This window comes from Leucobacter faecis (assembly GCF_054456695.2).
On the sequence record NZ_JBTJER020000004.1, the window covers coordinates 201,299 to 219,186 of the forward strand.

16 protein-coding genes are annotated in these 17,888 nt (G+C 66.0%); 6 read left to right on the forward strand and 10 right to left on the reverse strand.

Annotated features, from left to right (window positions below):
- Positions 1-48: 48 nt before the first annotated feature.
- A complete protein-coding gene (locus tag ACXR2W_RS06135) occupies positions 49-876 on the forward strand; it encodes a Sir2 family NAD-dependent protein deacetylase (protein WP_458813245.1) in 828 nt (275 codons plus the stop codon).
- Between the two features lie 15 nt (positions 877-891).
- On the opposite strand, the gene ACXR2W_RS06140 is transcribed toward ACXR2W_RS06135, so the two are convergent.
- Both ACXR2W_RS06140 and ACXR2W_RS06145 read right to left on the reverse strand, forming a co-directional pair.
- On the reverse strand, positions 892-2,238 hold the full coding sequence (locus ACXR2W_RS06140; RefSeq protein WP_458813247.1) for an APC family permease: 1,347 nt from the start codon (positions 2,236-2,238) through the stop codon (positions 892-894).
- Positions 2,239-2,364: 126 nt separating this feature from the next.
- Positions 2,365-3,288 (reverse strand): carbon-nitrogen hydrolase family protein, encoded by a 924-nt coding sequence (locus tag ACXR2W_RS06145; protein ID WP_458813249.1) that lies wholly within the window; start codon positions 3,286-3,288, stop codon positions 2,365-2,367.
- A 39-nt stretch (positions 3,289-3,327) separates the two neighbouring features.
- On the opposite strand from ACXR2W_RS06145, the gene ACXR2W_RS06150 reads away from it, so the two are divergent.
- Positions 3,328-4,074 (forward strand): FadR/GntR family transcriptional regulator, encoded by a 747-nt coding sequence (locus tag ACXR2W_RS06150; protein WP_458813251.1) that lies wholly within the window; start codon positions 3,328-3,330, stop codon positions 4,072-4,074.
- A gap of 4 nt (positions 4,075-4,078) precedes the next feature.
- Here ACXR2W_RS06150 and ACXR2W_RS06155 read toward each other — a convergent pair whose 3' ends face one another.
- From ACXR2W_RS06155 to ubiE, 3 genes are read right to left on the reverse strand one after another with little or no spacing between them, the layout of a single operon-like run.
- The gene (locus ACXR2W_RS06155; protein WP_458813253.1) at positions 4,079-5,452 is read right to left on the reverse strand and encodes an FAD-dependent oxidoreductase; all 1,374 of its coding nucleotides are present in this window, start codon (positions 5,450-5,452) and stop codon (positions 4,079-4,081) included.
- A gap of 56 nt (positions 5,453-5,508) precedes the next feature.
- Complete coding sequence (locus ACXR2W_RS06160; RefSeq protein ID WP_458813480.1) at positions 5,509-6,522, reverse strand: polyprenyl synthetase family protein; 1,014 nt, start codon at positions 6,520-6,522, stop codon at positions 5,509-5,511.
- A 41-nt stretch (positions 6,523-6,563) separates the two neighbouring features.
- Positions 6,564-7,340 (reverse strand): bifunctional demethylmenaquinone methyltransferase/2-methoxy-6-polyprenyl-1,4-benzoquinol methylase UbiE, encoded by a 777-nt coding sequence (ubiE, locus tag ACXR2W_RS06165; protein ID WP_458813255.1) that lies wholly within the window; start codon positions 7,338-7,340, stop codon positions 6,564-6,566.
- 110 nt (positions 7,341-7,450) lie between these two features.
- On the opposite strand from ubiE, the gene ACXR2W_RS06170 reads away from it, so the two are divergent.
- Positions 7,451-8,776 (forward strand): isochorismate synthase, encoded by a 1,326-nt coding sequence (locus tag ACXR2W_RS06170; protein ID WP_458813257.1) that lies wholly within the window; start codon positions 7,451-7,453, stop codon positions 8,774-8,776.
- A 104-nt stretch (positions 8,777-8,880) separates the two neighbouring features.
- Here ACXR2W_RS06170 and menD read toward each other — a convergent pair whose 3' ends face one another.
- Together menD and ACXR2W_RS06180 are read right to left on the reverse strand one after the other, a co-directional pair.
- Entirely contained in the window at positions 8,881-10,704 is a 1,824-nt protein-coding gene (menD, locus tag ACXR2W_RS06175) for a 2-succinyl-5-enolpyruvyl-6-hydroxy-3-cyclohexene-1-carboxylic-acid synthase (RefSeq protein WP_458813259.1), read from the reverse strand.
- Positions 10,701-11,147, reverse strand: a complete 447-nt coding sequence (locus ACXR2W_RS06180; protein ID WP_458813261.1) for a PLDc N-terminal domain-containing protein — start codon at positions 11,145-11,147, stop codon at positions 10,701-10,703. Before ACXR2W_RS06180 ends, menD begins: the two co-directional genes overlap by 4 nt.
- 82 nt (positions 11,148-11,229) lie before the next feature.
- Between ACXR2W_RS06180 and ACXR2W_RS06185 the strand changes: the two genes are divergently transcribed.
- Complete coding sequence (locus ACXR2W_RS06185; protein WP_458813263.1) at positions 11,230-11,634, forward strand: DUF4229 domain-containing protein; 405 nt, start codon at positions 11,230-11,232, stop codon at positions 11,632-11,634.
- A 35-nt stretch (positions 11,635-11,669) separates the two neighbouring features.
- A complete protein-coding gene (locus ACXR2W_RS06190) occupies positions 11,670-12,191 on the forward strand; it encodes a GNAT family N-acetyltransferase (RefSeq protein ID WP_458813265.1) in 522 nt (173 codons plus the stop codon).
- 131 nt (positions 12,192-12,322) lie between these two features.
- Here the strand turns inward: ACXR2W_RS06190 and ACXR2W_RS06195 are convergent, their stop codons facing one another.
- The 3 genes from ACXR2W_RS06195 to ACXR2W_RS06205 form a co-directional block, all read right to left on the reverse strand.
- Positions 12,323-13,297 (reverse strand): 1,4-dihydroxy-2-naphthoate polyprenyltransferase, encoded by a 975-nt coding sequence (locus ACXR2W_RS06195; RefSeq protein WP_458813267.1) that lies wholly within the window; start codon positions 13,295-13,297, stop codon positions 12,323-12,325.
- Complete coding sequence (locus tag ACXR2W_RS06200) at positions 13,294-14,640, reverse strand: AMP-binding protein (RefSeq protein WP_458813269.1); 1,347 nt, start codon at positions 14,638-14,640, stop codon at positions 13,294-13,296. The genes ACXR2W_RS06195 and ACXR2W_RS06200 overlap by 4 nt, the downstream gene beginning before the upstream one ends.
- Before the next feature lie 83 nt (positions 14,641-14,723).
- Positions 14,724-15,467 carry an IclR family transcriptional regulator gene (locus tag ACXR2W_RS06205; RefSeq protein WP_458813271.1) on the reverse strand — a complete coding sequence of 248 codons (744 nt, stop codon included), beginning with the start codon at positions 15,465-15,467 and terminating at the stop codon, positions 14,724-14,726.
- Between the two features lie 118 nt (positions 15,468-15,585).
- Between ACXR2W_RS06205 and ACXR2W_RS06210 the strand changes: the two genes are divergently transcribed.
- Positions 15,586-17,838, forward strand: a complete 2,253-nt coding sequence (locus ACXR2W_RS06210; protein WP_458813273.1) for a malate synthase G — start codon at positions 15,586-15,588, stop codon at positions 17,836-17,838.
- The last annotated feature ends 50 nt before the right edge of the window (positions 17,839-17,888 follow it).

Consider the following 17,888-nt stretch of genomic DNA (forward strand, 5'->3'; position numbering starts at 1 on the left):
ACCGCCCCGCCTCGCTCTACCTCGCCCGACCCTGCCTGAGAGGATCGCATGTCAGTCACAGCGTCAGAGCTCGATCGCCTCGCCCACATTCTTTCGAGCCGTCAGGCCGCGGTGCTCACCGGCGCGGGAGTCTCGACCGACTCAGGGATCCCCGATTACCGAGGCGCCGGATCCCCTCCCCGCTCCCCCATGCGCATCGGCGAGTTCATGTCTGACGCGGCGTATCGACGCAGGTTCTGGGCTGGCGCCCGGGTCGGAGCAGACCGCATGGCCTCGCTCTCTCCCAATGCGGGCCATCTCGCGCTGGCCCGGCTCGAAATGGGCGGGCAGGTCTCGGGCGTCGCGACCCAGAATGTCGACGGCCTGCATCGCGTCGCCGGATCCCGCACGCTCGTAGAACTGCACGGGCGGGGGGACGTGACCCGTTGCACGAGGTGCAACCGCACGTACGCCCGCACGGCCGTGCTTGCCCGCTTTGATGAGCTGAACCCCGGTTACGCGCTCGCACACGCGGGGGCCGAGATCGCGCCCGACGGTGACGCGGCGGTGAGCGCCCCAGGCGGTGTTGTTGTGCCTGACTGCCCGGCCTGCGGTGGGCTCCTGCGGCCCGACGTGGTGTACTTCGGTGAGATGGTTCCGCTGCCCGTGTTTCGCGCAGCCGCGAGCCTCGTCGAACACGCTGACGCACTGATTCTCGCGGGCACCTCGCTCGCGGTGAACACCGGTCTACGGCTCGTGCACCGTGCCGAGCGGCACGAAATTCCTATCATTGTGATCAACCGTGGGCCAACACAAGTTGATGCACGGGAGTCCATCACGCTGCGCATCGAGGGCGGCACGAGCGAGGTGCTCGAAGCGGTCGCCGAGCTGCTGTAACGTCCTCGCTGCTAGTTATTCGACTTCGTCGACGGCGAGCTCCGGCGGCTGCCGTTTGAATCCACGGGTCACGATAGCCAGGATCCCCACGCCCACCCCGAGCCAGATCAGGCCGAGTGTAATCGCATGGCTATCGAGCTGGGTAAGCAAAAACGCGATCACCACGACGCCGATGGCGGGAAATACTAGGTAGAGCAACACGTTAGGGTGCTCGCCGCGGCGCCGCTTCTTCGCCCAGAACACGATCACCGACACGTTCACCATGATGAACGAAATAAACGCACCGAAGTTAATGAACGACGTCGACGTCGCAACATCCATGAAAATGGCGATCAACCCCACCACCGCGATCGCAAGAATGCTGAAGACCGGCGTGTGAAAGCGGTTGTTAAGCGCACCAAAGAAGCGCTTGGGAAGCACCCCGTCGCGACCCATGGCATACAGCAGTCGGCTGCCCGCGGCTTGGGCTGCGATACCTGAGGTGAATTGGGCGACAACGAGCGCGGCAAGGAACACGGCGCCAAAGAATGACCCGCCAATGCGCACGGCGATCTCAGACGCGGCTGCATCGGCGTTTTCGAACACGCCACCGGGGTGCACAAGCTGCACCGCATACGACACGAGAACAAAAATGCCGCCGCCAATAAGCGCAATCAACATGATCGCTTTGGGAACCGTCTTCGCTGGTTCGATGGTCTCTTCAGTGAGCGTGGTGACCGCGTCGAAGCCGAGAAAGGAGTAGGCCGCGATCGCGGCGCCCGCGGTAATTTCGGTGAGACCGATATTCGTTCCCATGAACGGCGCTGCGCTCACAAGCCCGGCTGCGCCATCAGCGCGAGCAACATCTGCGAAGGCGAGAACGACGAAGAACACGATTACGAGAACTTGAAAAGCCATGAGCACCAGGTTGACACGGTCAGCGACCTTGATACCGATGACGTTCAACGCAGAGGTCAACAGGATAAACGACAAGATCCACACCGGCATTGGCACCCCTGGGAACTGGGCTTGCAGGTAGGAGCCGCCGATCAGCCAGATCACCATCGGCAAAAATAGGTAGTCGAGCATCGTCGCCCAGCCAACGAGAAACCCCACCCGACCGTCAATAGTGCGCCGCACGTAGGTGTAAGACGAGCCCGACTCAGGGTATACCGCCGCCATACGCCCATAGCTGTTCGCGGTGAAGAGCATCGCAACGAGGGCAATCAGGTACGCGCTCGAACTCGCCCCGCCCGTCTCCGAAGCAATGACACCAAAGATGCCCAACACGATAAGCGGGGTGAGGTAGGCCAGCCCAAAGATGACGAGCGACGGCAACCTGAGCGTGCGCGTGAGCGTGACTGGCGATGTGGTTTGTGACATGTGGACTCCGTTGTTTTTCTCTGTCATTCCGGCATTGCACCACTTCGCAGCAGCACTAATTGACGCACTCGCGTCGTGTTGGGACTTTTGTCTGGCGGCAGGCGTCGGCGCCATGCCGCGGTTCTGCTAAAGCTCGTTCGCGCTACGGGGGGCCCAAGTCATCGGGTCGATGCGCCCTTGATACATGGGCAAAGGCACCGGCGCGTCACTGGGTGCAAACTGGCTCCACAGTCGGTTCGACCCTGCCGTTCCTTCAGATCGGATCCGGGCTACTTCAGCGCGGTCGAACGGAACGACGAGAGTTTGCTCCCCGATGCCAGCTTCGGCGAGCACCCACCCCTCCGGCCCGACAGCGATGCTGCGCCCGCGCCCAACGGGGCCGGCGCAGTTAACGCTGATCATATAGTTCTGGTTCACGATTGCATTCGCGCGGGCCAGTACCAGTTCTTGCTCTCGGTCCTCGCTCGTGGTCTTCACGATGTTGAGCACCATGTCTGCCCCCAGCCAGGCCAGTTGTCTGGAGTGTTCGGGAAACCACGCGTCGTAGCAAATGGAGAGCCCAGCGGTTCCGATCTCATCCATCTGTTCGACTACAAACTCGGTGCCGGGCAGATGCGGCTCAAATGGACGCCATGGAAAAATCTTGCGATAGGACGCGCGTAGCACTCCCATCGGGTCAAACAGCAGTTGCGTGTTGTAGAACTCGCCGCCTGGTCCGCGCTCCCCAATACTGCCCGGGCTCAGCCAGATTCCGTGTTCTGCCGCGATGGCACCGAGCGTGTGCACAAACGCTGAATCGAGCCGAACCGCGGCAGCTTCGAGGGCGGCAGGTCGATCTTCTTCGGCGAGATGTTCGGTCCCGTGCAGGTGCATCTCGGGGTACACGAGCAACCCAATCTCGGGGTGTGCATTCAGCGTCTCTGCAACGTCGGCTCGAAAACGATCGAGCGGCGATTCGAAGGCAATCGGGGCCCGCTGGGCAAGCCCGATGAATAGCCGGGATCCTGCGTCGATCTTCCGGTCAGCCGACGGCGCCTGATAACTGTTCATTTTGATCAATCTAGAGCATTCGTTGGATATACTCAAGTTATGGCGTCACAAACTTGGGTTGAGAAGTCGGCGCACAACCCCATGCTGTCCTCGTCACCTGGCTCCGCTGCCCCCACCAGGCTCTCTGCCGTTGACACCGTGCGCGCGCGCATTCTGCTGGCCGTCGAACACGCGCTCCTGGCACCTGGGAGTCAACTGCCACGGATTCAGCTCATCGCTTCAGGGCTTGAAGTTAGCGAGATCACGGCAAGGCGGGCACTCGAAAGTCTCGTTTCAGACGGCGTGCTCGTTCGACGGCGCGGTCGCGGCGGCGGCACATTCGTCGCAGACGCTCCGCCCCACATTGAGGACCCATCGGTCGTCGCATTTCGTGCTGACAAGCATGCGGTGCATCGTCTCATCGACCAGCGCAGCTTGATGGAAAGCGCCATCGTGCATGCGGCGGCACTCGTGGCTACACCCGCACAGTGCGCGATCCTTGAAGGCTTCCTCGACGAATCGGAATCGGCCGAAAGCTGGCTCGAACACCACCTGCCAGATCGACAATTTCATCTATACTGTGCAGAAATCAGCGGGCTCCCCGAGGTGTCAACGTACGTTGAGCACTACGTGGCTCTCACGCGTTACTACATCCCCTACCCATTGGTACAAATGGAGAGCTCTCGCTGCGAACACCGCGCCCTCGTCGCCGCATTTCGCGCTAACGACGCCGCGGCCGCGGTGCATATTGCCCGCGGCCACGTCGATGCGCTCAGGCGAGAAATGTTCGTCAGCCTGAAACGCTAATGCGCTACTCGCCGCGCGAAATGCGGGTCATCTCGTCGCGCGAGACGACCTTAATGCGGGCACGACCCTCGGGCTCGCCCAGCCCGATCTCGTGGTCGTCGAGTCGGTGCCAGCCCTCGAGATCGGTGTAGGGCACCTCGCGGTCGTGCAGCAGCGCGCGCACGGCGTCGCCCGACGGGTTCTCGGGGTTCCACCAGCAGTCGCGGTCGGCCATGAGGCACTCGAGCGTTTCCATCGCATCAGACTTCGTGTGGCCGATGAGGCCGACGGGACCGCGCTTGATCCAGCCGGTCGCGTACACACCGTGCACCTGGTTGCCTTCGAGGTTGTGTACCCGGCCCTGCTTGTTGGGAATCACGCCACGCGCTTCGTCGAAAGGAATCTCGTCGACGGGTGAGCCGAAGTAGCCGACGGCGCGGTACAGCGACTGCATCGGGATCACTTCGAACTCACCGGTGTCGATGACACCGCCCTCACCGTCGGGTGCGGTGCGCTCAATCTTCAGGCCCACAACGCGACCCTCCTCGGTCACCACCTCTACAGGCTTGGACCAGAAGTGGAGGTGCAGCTTACGTGAGGCCACCTCACCTGACGCCTCGCGCTCCCGCTGCTCCGCACGCCACTTGTCCATGATGCGCGTCATGACAAGCACCTGCTTGTTCTTCGCCAGCACCTCGTCGGCGTATGCGTCTTCGCGATCAAAGTCGCGTTCGTCGATCACCATGTCGACATCGCGCAGCTCGCCCAGCTCGCGCAGCTCGAGCGGCGTGAACTTGACATACTTCGGGCCGCGCCTGCCAAACAGGTGCAGCTCTTCGATGGGGTTCTGCTTGAGCCCCTCGTAGACGTTCTGCGGAATCTCGGTGGGCAGCAGGTCGTCGGCGTGCTTGATCAGCATGCGCGATACATCGAGCGCAACGTTACCGTTGCCAATAACGCCGACCTCGCGGGCTTCGAGCGGCCAGGTGCGGGGCACGTCAGGGTGCCCGTCGAACCAGCTCACATAATCGGCGGCGCCGTACGAGCCGTCAGCTTCGATGCCGGGAATGCTGAGTGACGCGTCACGGATCGCGCCGGTCGAGAAGATCACAGCGTGGTAGTGCTTCTTCAGATCATCGAGCGTGATGTCTTGGCCGTAGCGCACGTTACCGAAATACCGCACACTGCCACTGTCGAGCACGTCGCGCAGCGCGTTGATGATGCCCTTGATGCGCGGGTGGTCGGGCGAGACGCCGTAGCGCACCAGCCCGTAGGGGGCAGGTAGTTGCTCGAAGAGGTCAATCTCGACCTCAAAATCGCGCTCCGCCTTCTGCAGCAGGTCTGCGGCGTAGATGCCCGCCGGGCCTGCGCCAACAATCGCCAGTCGCATGGTCTCCATGGTTCTAAAGTCTTCCCTTCCATTCCGCACTCGGAATGTTCAATCTAGGTCGGTGCCTAGCCCTCGCGATTGACAATCGAGTCGGCCATGCGCTCCAGCGCACGCTTCACAGACGACTTCGGCAGCACGTCGAGCGCTGCCACAGCATCGGTCGCCCAGCGACGAGCCGTTTCTTCGGTCTCGCGGGTGACCTCGTGCTCACGCAGCGCAGTCACCTCGGGGTCGAGCACAGCGGGATCCGCGCCCTCAGCGATCGCTGACACACCGGCGTCGATGCGCGCGAGCAGCGCAGCGTCTGCCTCGTTGCCCGCCGCCGCACGCTCGCGCAGCAAGAGCAGTGGCAGCGTAGCAACACCGGCCCGCAGGTCAGTGCCGGCCTTCTTGCCGGTCTGCTCTTTCTTGGGCGACAGGTCAATGACGTCGTCGATGAGCTGAAATGCCACACCGATACGCTCGCCGTACTCCATAACCGCATCGGCATATTCGAGTGGGGCGCCACTGAACATGACGCCCATACGGGCGGCCGTCGCAATCAAAGCGCCGGTCTTGTCGGCGAGCACCTGAATGTAGTGCGGAATCGGTGCCTCGCCCGCCTGCGGCCCGACAGTCTCGTGCAGCTGGCCCAGGCACAGCCGCTCGAACGTGCGCGCCTGCAGCAAAATCGCCTCTTCGCCCATGCCCGAAACGAGCGTCGAAGCGCGCGCAAACAAGAGGTCACCAGCGAGAATCGCCACCGAGTTCGACCACACGGTCTGAGTGGCGGGCACTCCGCGCCTAAGCTTCGCGTCGTCCATGACGTCGTCGTGGTAGAGCGACGCCAGGTGCGTCATCTCAACGGCCTGAGCCGCGCGGCGCACGAGCTCGTTCGGCCCGCTGCCCAGCTCACTCGTCAAGAGCGTAAGCATGGGTCGAATACGCTTGCCACCCGCCTCCATGAGGTAGCGCGCGGGCGCGTCTGCAACCGGCGACGCAAAGTCGAGATGCGTCATCAGTTCGCTCTCGATCAGCTCGAGCTGCTGCTGCAGCTCCTTTGCGTGGCGACGATCTTGCGCTCCCTGAAATAGCCGCATGGGCAGCGCCTGGGTAGCGGTATCGGCGGCGCTAGGTCGGATCACTTGTCGTCTCCGGAGGTTGAGGGCTTTGGGGTGGCAGACTTCTCAGCGGCAGCAGCAGCCTCTTCGCGCGGTACGAAGCCGCGGTGCAGGGCAACGATGCCAAAGGTCAGGTTGCGGTACGCGACGCGCTCGAGCCCGGCTTCGCGCAGCCACGAGGCAAGTTCCTCTTGCGCAGGCCACGCCTCGATCGACTCGTTCAGGTAGCGGTAGGCGCCCGCGGCCTCGCGGTTAATCACGCCGGCGATGCGCGGCAGCACGTGCTTGCCGTACCAGGCATACGGTGCGCGCACCGCAGCAGCGGGCGGCGTCGAAAACTCTGCGATGACCACGCGGCCACCGGGCTTTACCACGCGCCGCATCTCAGCGAGCGCCTTGCGAGGGTCACTCACGTTGCGCAGTCCGTACGAAATCGTTGCCGCATCAAAACTGTTGTCCTCGAACGGCAGCTGCGTCGCGTCGGCCCACACGAACTCGATGAGGTCGTTGCCCGCGTGACGCTTGCGCCCCTCAGCGAGCATGCCCTCCGAGAAGTCGGCGGCCACCACGTGCGCACCGTGAGCCGCGAGCGCAGCCGACGACGTGCCGGTGCCCGCGGCGAGGTCGAGAACCCGCATTCCCTTGCGCGGCCCCACCGCCTTGGTGGTCGCGATGCGCCACAGGCGGTCGTTACCCACCGTTAGCACGTCATTGATGAGGTCGTATCGAGGGGAGACCTCATCGAACATGGCCGAAACCTCGTCGGCGTGCTTTGTGGAGGTGTCTGGGCGAGTCACGTACTCCATGCTATCCCGTGAATCCGCACGCGAGCTGGCCAAGGCGACGCAAAGCCCCCAAACCATCGCACGACCCGACTGCTTTCAGCCCGCCCGGGTAGATTAGTGGGGTGTCAACACCCAGCACACCCCGGCTTCACGCGGTAACGCGCCCGCTCACAAGCGGCGTCGACCTGCTCCCCCTCACTGACCCCGCTGCCCCGCTCGTGTGGTTGCGCGGCGACCGCGGCGCGATCGGCGCGGGCGAGGCTCTGCGCCTCACGTTTCGCGGCCCCTCGCGGTTTCGCGACGCCGCCGCCGCTTGGCAGCGGGTCGTGGCAGACGCCACCATCGATGACCCGGTTGGCGTGCCAGGGTCGGGCCTCGTCGCGTTCGGTGCGTTCAGTTTCGCTGACGGCAGTGAGACCGAAAGCACGCTGATCGTGCCGCGCACGCTCGTCGCGCAGCACCGCGATATCTGGTGGGTCACGACCGTACACGACACCGCTGACACGCCCACGGCCGCTACGACGCACGATCCGGATCAGCCAGCCGCCGACCCGCATGCTCCCGAGCTGCCCGCGGCGATTGCGCCGGGGCCGTGGCCCGGTGTGCAGTTCGCGGATCTCCATTCGCAGACCGCCGCGAGCGTGCGCGATTATCTGGCTGGCGTCGCCGAGGCAGACGCGCGCATTGCTCGCGGCGAGCTCGAGAAAATTGTGATCGCACGGCAGGTGCGTGGTGAGCTCACGGCGGGCGCCGACCTACGCGCGCCCATCGCCCGGCTCGCGGAGCGCTACCTCGACTGCTGGACGTTTGCGGTCGACGGGCTCATCGGGGCGAGTCCCGAGACGCTCGTGCGCTCGACCGGCGGTAGCGTGTCGGCGCGCGTGCTCGCGGGCACCCGCGGCAGGCACACCGAAGACGCGGCGCGCGATGCGCGCGCCCGGGACGAACTGCTCACGAGTTCGAAGGAACAGCACGAGCACGCGTTCGCGGTGCAGAGCGTGGTGACCGCGCTCGCACCCCACGTCACCGGCCTGCGCACGAACGAAGAACCGTTCGCGCTCGAGCTGCCCAACGTGTGGCACCTCGCGACCGACCTAGGCGCGACCCTCGGCGAGGCCGGATCGTCGCTCGCACTCGTCGATGCGTTGCACCCGACGGCGGCGGTCGCGGGAACTCCCACCCGCGACGCAATCGATGCGATCGACGAGCTCGAACCGTTCGACCGGGGGCGCTACTCGGGCGCCGTGGGCTGGATCGACCATGCGGGCGACGGCGAGTGGGCGATCGCACTGCGCTGCGCTCAGCTGAGTGGGCCAGACGCCGTGACCGGCTCTCGCCGGGTGCTCGCGAGCGCCGGCGGCGGCATCGTAGCGGGGTCCGACCCGGCCGGCGAGCTGCGCGAAACCGTCTCAAAGTTTCGACCGGTCACCGAGGCTTTCGCCCGGTAACCCAGTTCGCACATCAATCATTCGTAAAACATCAATATTTCACGCATCGAGGTGCTATTCGCGAGATTGATGCTGTTCGCGGGGCGCTCAGGAGTGCTTCCGGGCTACCGGGCGAGCGGCACCTCGACGATGCAGGGGCCCGTCACCGGTACGGTGAGCAGCTGCTCGAGCTCGCCACGGGTCGTGATGCGCTGGTACTCCCAGCCGTAACCCGCGGCAAGCTGCTCGAGCTGGGCCTCGTGCGGGGTGAACATGACACGGTCGAACGTACCCTCGGGCGCGCTCCCCGCCACCTCCAAACCGTCAAAAATGGATCCGCCGCCGTCGTTGCCCACAAACACCTGAATGCGGGGCTGTGCCTCGCCGGGGCTGCGCAGCAGGGATCCGGCGTCGTACAGAAACGCGAGGTCGCCCGTGAGCACGCGGGTCGTGCCCGCGGCGCGCGCCGTGTCGGCGTCGCCCTGGCTCGCGGCCGCGACGCCAAGCGCGGTCGCGATCGTGCCGTCGATGCCGGCGACCCCGCGGTTCGAGCGCACTTCGATGCGGCGGGCCGGCGCGATCTTGTCGAGCGCGCGTACCAGGCTCGACGCCGCGAGCATCAGCCGGTCGTGCGGCCAGGTCGAACGCCACACGGTCTCGGCGAGCAGGTCGCGGGTGATCGGCTCGCGCATCGTGGCGACTTCGGCGCGCGCGTAGGCGCTGCGCTCTTTGTATCCGTTGGCGAGCGCGGCCTCGAGATCGGGTTCGTGCACCGTGCTGCGCTCCCGCTGCAGCTCACGGTCTGCGAGCACCCAGGCGCCGAGCCAGCGGCGCAGCGCACGCGGATCGTGGTCCTCGCCGACGCGGGCCGCCCGCACGACGCGGGCCGACCGGTGCGGGTCATAGTGCGCGGTGTCAGCGTGCGGGTCGACGACGATCACATCGACGTCGTCGCGGCCCAGCAGCGCCGGAATCTGCCGGTTGAGCGTGGGGTGCCCAAACACGATCGCCTGCTCGATCAGTCCGCCCACCTCGGGGGTGTCGATGAGGGTCTGATAGCCCATGATCGCCTCGCGGCCGAAGCGCGCGCCGCTCACCACCTCGGCGAGCAGCGGCACTCCCGCCGCGTGCGCGAACGCCTCGGCTTCGGGCCCCGCGCCCTCGCCTGCTACGACGACCGCGAGCGTGTCGCCCGCGAACTCGAAGGTCTCGTCTGCGCTCGACCCGAAGGTCGTCGTGTAGCCGTCGCCGTGATCGGTGACGGTCACGCCGGACCGCTGAGCTTGCGCTGCCAGTCGCTCGCGGGCCGCTACCCCTTCGGCCGCTGCAGCGGTGAAGCCCTGCGCAATCATCTGGTCGAATCCGCGAGTGCCCGAAAGCGGCTCGCGCACCTGCACGTTTAGTTGCACGGGCCCGGCGGGAGCGCCGCCCGCGGTACCCAGCGCACGCGCGAGACTGGTGGCCGCGATCCGGCCAGGGTCACGGCCCGCGTCGCGAGCGAGGTCACCGCCCGCGCCAAATTCGGGCGGTTCGATGTCGAGCGAGAAACGCGATGCCTCGCGCAGAATGTCAGCCTGGTGCGTCGTTTGGTTGGTGCGGATCTCGCGCATCTGGGCGGGGCGATCTGCCGTGATGAGCAGCATCGGCACCCGAGCTTCGTGGGCCTCGAGAGCGGCAGGCAGCAGGTTTGCGACCGAGGTGCCGCTCGTCACAATGACGGGCGCGGGCAGCCCCGTTTCACGTGCAACGCCCAGGGCGAAGAAGCCCGCCGAACGCTCGTCGATGCGCACATGCAGCCTGATCGCGCCGGCCTTTTCGGCGGCGGCAGCGGCGAGAGCGAAGGCCTGCGAGCGTGATCCGGGACATACGACGACGTCTTGCACGCCCCGACGCACCAACTCAGCGAGCAGCTCAACCGCAAAGATTGAGGCCGCGGCGGGTGCGCTCACAGCTTGGCGTCGCCGTCGGGGCGCGGGCCCTTCGAACCGTCGCCCTTGGGCTCATCGCCGTTGGGTTTTGCGGGGCCGCTAGATGTTGTGGGGCCGCCAGGCTCACCCTTTTCGCCAGCTTCGCCGGGATACACCTCGTCGTCGAGCTCGCGTAGACGCTTCTCGAGATCGGCCATATGTGTGTTGAGTTCGCTGCTCGATAGTTTGGTGCCGGTGAATCGCGGGTCATCGTCGGGTGCCCGGCGCACCGCATGCGACTCGTCACCCTTGCCGATCACAAACCACAGAATGCCGCCCAGCACGGGCAGCACCACAATGAGCACCACCCACACGGTCTTCGCTACCCCACGGGCACGGTTGTGGTCGGTCATCGCCGCGTCGACGAGCGCATAAAGCGTAAACGCAACGGCGATGACGATCCCAATGATTCCGAATCGCACCATGACTCCATGCTACCCGCCCGGGTGCCCTCGAGCGGCCCCCGCGCTGCGGAGTTGTTCAGGCGTCACAGCTAAACTTGGGCGGGTGAAATCGAGCCGTTCTGCCTGGACCATGTACGTATCGTTGCGCCTGCTGTTTTTCGTGGTGCCCTTTGGCATTGTCTACTGGCTGGGCCTGCAGTTGGGGTTCACTCTTGCGCTCTCGGGCGGCGTGGCGGCAGTGATCGCCGCGCTCATTAGCGTCTCACTGTCGGTGATCTTTTTGTCACGCCCGCGCGCACAGGCGGCGCAGAGTATCGCCGACTGGCGCAGCCGCGACCGCACCGCCGATGACGTTGAGGAAGACGATGCGCTCGACGGCGAGGCCCCATCGGAGGCTTCGGCAGCCGAGGTGGCACCGGCTGGGTCAGCAGGGGTAGCACCGGCTGAATCAGCAGTGGTAGCGCCGGCTGAATCAGCCGGGGACCCCGAGCAGCGCACTGAAGCGTAAGCTTTGCGCTCGCCTGCGTTACCGAGAGTATTACGTTGAGTCAGCTGGAGCTGCGCACCCAGAGCGAGCACGACCGAGCGGCGGTCCGAGAAATCACAGCTCGAGCTTTCGCGGGCACCCAGGGCACCGCACCCCCTGCAGAAGTGCAGTTACTCGATCAGCTCTACCTTTGTGAAGGCTTTATTGGCGACTATGCAGTGGTCGCCGAGATCGACGGCACCGTTGTCGGCCATGTGATCGCTACGCGTGGTTGGGTGGAAAACAGCATTCCGGTGTTGGGCCTTGGACCAATTTCGGTCGACCCGAAGTTTCAACACAGTGGCGTGGGGACAGCGTTACTGAACGAGATTCGAGACAGGGCCACCGAGGCCGGGGAACGCGCGATTGTGCTTCTTGGCAGCACCCAGTATTACCCACGCCACGGGTATGTGCCAGCGATTCCTGCTGGGATCACACCTTCAGATTTAGCCTGGGGTGACCACTTCATGGTGTTGCCCCTCGGCGTACGCCCGTTACCTCAGGGCCAGTTCACTTATGCCAAGCCCTTCGGGGCATGACGAGTAAGCATCGAAATGACGAGTCGGCCCGATAAATACGTACTTATCGGGCCGACTCGTCATTCTGATGCCGTTTCGTGGGTGGTGGCGGGTTAGCGCGGCCACTCAGCGGCCAGCGGCCAGCGCCAAGCCTAGGCCGTCAGACCGCCCGCCAGGCTGAAGCCGACGCCCAGCAGCACGCCGTAGGCGAGGGCCGCGAAGCTCGTGAGCTGCAGCACGAGAATGAGCTCCTTGGGCGTTTTCGCGGTCAGCGCGATGATGGCGCACGGCACCGCGATGAACAGCACAAGCCACACGAACATCATCGCCGGGTAGATCGCCACGTAGATGCCCGGGACGGCGAACGGCAGCAGCACGCACACCACAAACAAGATGCGTGAGGCCCGGTCACCCATGCGCACCGCGAGCGTGCGCTTGCCCGCAAGCGTGTCGGTGGCGATATCGCGCACATTGTTGATCACGAGCACCGCAACAGCAAGCAGCCCCACCCCGGTGCCCGCGAACCACACCTCTTGCGCGTGCAGGTCGGTTTGGAGGTAGACGGTACCCGCCGTCGCAACGAGGCCGAAGAAGATAAACACCATCACTTCGCCCAAACCTGCATAGCCATAGGGCCGCTTACCGCCGGTGTAGAACCAGGCCGCCACGATCGCGAGCACGCCGAGGGCGAGAAACCACCAGCGGCCACTCATTATGACGGCCACAAGCCCTGACGCAGCCGCCAGCCCAAAGAACGCGAACGCGAGTACGAGCACCTTCTTGGGGTTCACGAGCCCCGACCCGGTGAGTCTGGCGGGCCCCACCCGAAACTCGTCGGTGCCGCGCACCCCGTCTGAGTAGTCGTTGGCGTAGTTCACGCCGATCTGCAAGAACACGGCCACGGCGAGAGCGAGCAGTGTGAGCGGCCACGAGAACCCGCGTAGCATCGAGGCGATACCCGCTCCGGCGGCGACGGGTGCGACCGCGAGTGGCAGCGTGCGCAGCCGCGCCCCGCCCACCCAGTTGCGCCACGTGATCGTGGGGCTCAGCCCGGCGTCGACCATCTTGTCGGCCGCCGCCCGCACCGCGGGGTTACCCGACTTGCTTCGGTTCTTCGCGTGGCTCACGCCTGCTCCTTCGTGTGGTTGCTATCTAGTTCTGCCGAGTTCGGTGCTACCGGCACCGCCGATGACACCAGCGCCGCCAGCGCCACCAGGTCGGGCTTCTCGCCCGCCAGTCGAGGGATCACGTCAACCACGGTCTCCCCCACCGGCACGGCGGCAACGCTGAGCGCCGCGCGCAGCGCCTCGCCCACCTCGGCGAAGCTAGCCCCAGCAACACCAACGGCGACACCAACAGCAACACCAACGGCAACACCAACACCAGCACCGCCCGGCTCGCAGGCGCGCACGAGGTGCACGCGCTCACCCCAGTCGCGATCCGGAACACCCAGCGCGATCGTGTCGCCCCAGCCGGGCAGCGCGCGCGCCACGCGCTCGACCTCATCGAGCGAGACGTTGATGCCGCCCGAGATGATCACGCGATCGAGCCGGCCGGTGACGGTGAGCATGCCGCCGAGCAGCTCGCCCGCGTCGCCCGTTCGATACCAGCGTTCGCCCGCGGGCTCGGTGATGAACCGTTCGTTTGTGAGCGCGGCGTCACCGACGTAGCCGAGCGCGAGCGTGGGGCCCGCGAGCTGCACCTCACCTTCGCGAATGCGCACGAGGGTGTCGCCGATCTCGACGCCGTCGTAAACGCATCCGCCGGCGGTCTCGCTCATGCCGTAGCTGCGTTTGAGCGCGATGCCCAGCGCGTGCGCACGGCGGCGCAATTCGAGCGTGACGGCCTGCCCGCCTACGAGCACCGCGTCGAATCGGCGCAGCGCCTCGGCTGCGGCCGCGTCGCGCTCGGCGAGGTCGAGCAGGCGCGCCAACTGCACGGGCACGAGCGACACGTAGCGCCTTGCGCCGGTCATCGCTTCGGCCGCTTCGAGCAGCGCCGCGGGGTCAAACTTGCTGTCAAAAAATACTGGCTGCGTGCCCGCGACCGCGCTGCGTACGAGCATCTGCAGCCCCGAAACGAGCTGCGCGGGCAGCGTCACGAGCCACTGTCCAGGCCCGCCCAGGCGCGCGTGCGTCGCCTCTGCGCTCGCGCGGAGCGCATCCGCTGACAGGGCGACGGCCTTCGGCACGCCGCTCGATCCCGAAGTGCGAATCACGACCGCAGTGCCCTCGGGCAGTTCGGCCCGCTGCAGTTCGGCCGCGAAGTTTGTTGCCGCGTCGGTGCCGGATCCGGAACCAGCCGTAGACGCAGCCGCCGGGGCCGCTGCAGCCGCCGGGGCCGCCGGTTCGTGGGTGGCGCTAGCGACCGGCAGAATCGGTGCGCCGCCAGCGAGCGCATCGCCGAGCGCCGCCATCAGCCAGGCGCGGTCAGAAACGGGAATCACGCGAAGCGAGCTTGGAGAAGTCACTCCCCCAGGGTACCCGCTGCGTGCCGCGGGGTCGCTGTGCCGCGAGGCCGCGGGGTCGCTGTGCCGCGAGGCCTCGGGGTCTTCTAGAACGCAGCGGCCGCCTTGATGAGCTCGGGTACGGCGGTGCCCACAATTTCGTCGGTCATGCGCACGCTGGGGCCCGAGATCGACACGGCCGCGGGCACCCCCTGGCCCGGCACCGCGACTGCGATGCAGCGTACGCCGAGCTCCTGTTCACCGTCGTCGATCGCAAACCCGCGGCGGCGCGTTTCGGCGAGGTCTGTGAGCAGCGCGTCGACGTCGCAGATGGTCGTCTCGGTATACCTGGGCAGCCCCGTGCGCGCGACGATCGCGCGCACCCGCCCCTCGGGCAGGGTCGAGAGCATCGCTTTGCCGACACCGCTCGCGTGTGGCAGCACTCGCCGCCCCACCTCGGTGAACATGCGCATGCGGTGCCGCGACGCGACCTGCGCGACGTAGCTGACGAGATCGCCGTCGAGCATCGCGAGGTTGGCGGTCTCGCTCGACACGTCTTCGAGCCTCGCGAGCACCGAAGCGGCCCGCTCGGCGAGCGGCGGGCGGGCGCGTTCGCCGAGCCCGATGAGGCCGGCGCCCAGCGAGTAGTCTCTGTTCTCGAGCTGGCGCACGTATCCGAGGTCGTGCAGCGTGCGCAGCAGCCGGTGCGCGGTGGGCACGGGCAGCCCGGCCTGCGCTGCCGCGTCGGCGAGCGGCAGTGGCGCTCCTGCTTCAGACAGCGCTTCGAGTAGCGCGAACGCTCTGCTGACCGACTGCACTCCGCCCCGGCCCGCGCCCTGCTGTTCATTCATAGCATCCACCATATCAATTTCACGATGTGAAATGATTACTTCATTTGACCCGGTTTCGTTCTATCGTTGAAGCCATACCTCTTCAACACACCTCAAATGCAGCGCATAGGAGCCCCGCATGACCGCCTACGTCAATCGCGCCGACCTCTCGGTCGCGACCCCCATCGCCGAGTTCGCCGAAGAAGCCCTCAGCGCACACAATCTCGATGCCGCCCAGTTTTGGGCCGGCGTGAGCGATATTGTGCACGACCTCGGCCCCCGCGGCGCCGAGCTGCTGCAGGTGCGCGAAGACCTACAGGCCCAAATCGACAGCTACCACCGCGAGCACCCCGGCCGCCCCGACCCCGCCGCGTACCGCGCATTCTTGACCCGCATCGGGTATCTCACGCCCACCCCCGGCGAGGTGCAGGTCACCACACGAGACGTGGCCCCCGAGGTCGCGCTGCAGGCCGGCCCGCAGCTGGTCGTGCCCATCTTGAACGCCCGGTTTGCGCTCAACGCCGTCAACGCCCGGTGGGGGTCGCTTTACGACGCGCTCTACGGCACCGACGCAATCTCGCGCGAGGGCGATCTCGCGCCCGGCGCGGGATTCAATGCGCGGCGCGGTGCGGCGGTTATTGCGCGAGGCCGCGATCTGCTCGACCAGATCGCCCCGCTGAGCACCGTCTCGGGCGATGCCACCTCAAGCGGCGCTCTCTCTGGCAGTGCCGGATCAGGCCGCACCAGCCACGCCGATGCGGTCGGTTACACCGTAGCGGCGGGTACCCTGCAGGTGGCGCTCGCGGGCGGCGCGGTCGCGCAGCTCGAGGACACAGCCGCGTTCGCTGGTTACGGGGGCGACCCCAACGCCCCCTCGTCAGTGCTACTTATTCATAACGGGCTTCACGTCGAGATTGTCATCGACCCCGAAGGCGCGATCGGTCGCACCGATCAGGCCCACGTGCAAGACATCGTGCTTGAAGCAGCGCTCACCACAATTATTGACCTCGAAGACTCGGTCGCCGCCGTCGACGCCGCAGACAAGTCACTCGGCTACCGCAACTGGCGCGGCCTCATGAATGGCTCCCTCGAAGAGCAGTTCACCAAGGGCGACCGCACCATCACACGTCGCATGAACTCTGACCGCGCCTTCTTGGACCCCGCAGGTGAGGCTTTGACCCTGCCCGGCCGATCGGTGCTGTTTATTCGCAACGTGGGGCACCTCATGACGGGTGACGCCGTGCTCGATCGCACCGGTGCGTGGACGGGCGAGGGCATGATCGACGCGATCATGACGGCACTCGGCTCGCTCGCAGATCTGCGAGGCGCCTCACGCCTCGGCGCACTCGCAAACTCGCGCACCCCCTCGATGTACATCGTGAAGCCCAAGATGCACGGCCCCGACGAGGTCGCCTTTACCGTTGACCTATTCGCCCGCGTTGAACAGCTACTCGGGCTCCCCGCCCGCACGCTGAAGGTGGGCATCATGGACGAAGAGCGTCGCACCTCAGCGAACCTGGCGGCGTGCATCGACGCCGCCAGCGACCGCGTCGTCTTTATCAACACCGGTTTTCTCGACCGCACCGGCGACGAGATCCACACCTCAATGCAGGCCGGCCCGTTTCTTCCTAAAGCAGCCCTGCGCGACCGCGGCTGGCTAGGCGCCTACGAACAACGCAATGTCGGGATCGGTGTGTCGTGCGGCCTGACCGGGCACGCTCAGATCGGCAAGGGAATGTGGGCGATGCCCGACCTGATGCACGACATGCTCGAGCAGAAGGGAGCGCACGTGCAGACGGGCGCCTCAACCGCGTGGGTGCCGTCACCCGTGGCTGCGACCCTGCACACGCTGCACTACCACCAGGTTGACGCGTTCGCGGCGCGTGCCGCACTGCCCGCGTTTGACGCCGCCGCAGACGAGGCCACGCTCGTCGAGCTGCTCGACCCGCCCCTCGCCGCCCCCGGTGACCTCACCTCCGAGGTTGTGGCGCGTGAACTCGACAACAACGCCCAGTCGATTCTCGGCTACGTGGTGCGCTGGATCGATCAGGGCGTGGGCTGCTCAAAGGTGCCCGACATCGACAACATCGCCCTCATGGAAGACCGTGCCACCCTGCGCATTTCGTCGCAGCTGCTCGCCAACTGGCTCGCGCACGGTGTGATCACTGAGGCTGAGGTCGACGCCGCGCTTACGCGCCTCGCCGCCATCGTCGACGAGCAGAATGCGGCCGACCCGCTCTACGAGGCGCTGCTTGGCGCCGACGGCCACACCCCCGGCGTCGCATTCGAGGCGGCCCGCCGCCTCATCATCGAGGGCGCTGCGCAACCGTCGGGTTACACAGAGCCGATCCTGCACGAGCTGCGCAGGGCGAAGAAAGCCGGGGCGAGGTAGCGCGCCTGGGCGGGCCGGCTCAGGGCCGGCTCAGGGCTGGCTCAGGGCCG

Excerpts from the sequence above, each read along its gene's own strand:
- ACXR2W_RS06210 (WP_458813273.1), top strand. The coding sequence starts at position 15,586 with ATGACCGCCTACGTCAATCGCGCCGACCTCTCGGTCGCGACCCCCATC.
- ACXR2W_RS06135 (WP_458813245.1), top strand. The coding sequence starts at position 49 with ATGTCAGTCACAGCGTCAGAGCTCGATCGCCTCGCCCACATTCTTTCG.
- ACXR2W_RS06160 (WP_458813480.1), bottom strand. The coding sequence starts at position 6,522 with ATGCGGCTATTTCAGGGAGCGCAAGATCGTCGCCACGCAAAGGAGCTG.
- ACXR2W_RS06145 (WP_458813249.1), bottom strand. The coding sequence starts at position 3,288 with ATGAACAGTTATCAGGCGCCGTCGGCTGACCGGAAGATCGACGCAGGA.
- ACXR2W_RS06205 (WP_458813271.1), bottom strand. The coding sequence starts at position 15,467 with ATGAATGAACAGCAGGGCGCGGGCCGGGGCGGAGTGCAGTCGGTCAGC.
- ACXR2W_RS06150 (WP_458813251.1), top strand. The coding sequence starts at position 3,328 with ATGGCGTCACAAACTTGGGTTGAGAAGTCGGCGCACAACCCCATGCTG.
- ACXR2W_RS06180 (WP_458813261.1), bottom strand. The coding sequence starts at position 11,147 with ATGGTGCGATTCGGAATCATTGGGATCGTCATCGCCGTTGCGTTTACG.
- ACXR2W_RS06140 (WP_458813247.1), bottom strand. The coding sequence starts at position 2,238 with ATGTCACAAACCACATCGCCAGTCACGCTCACGCGCACGCTCAGGTTG.
- ACXR2W_RS06155 (WP_458813253.1), bottom strand. The coding sequence starts at position 5,452 with ATGGAGACCATGCGACTGGCGATTGTTGGCGCAGGCCCGGCGGGCATC.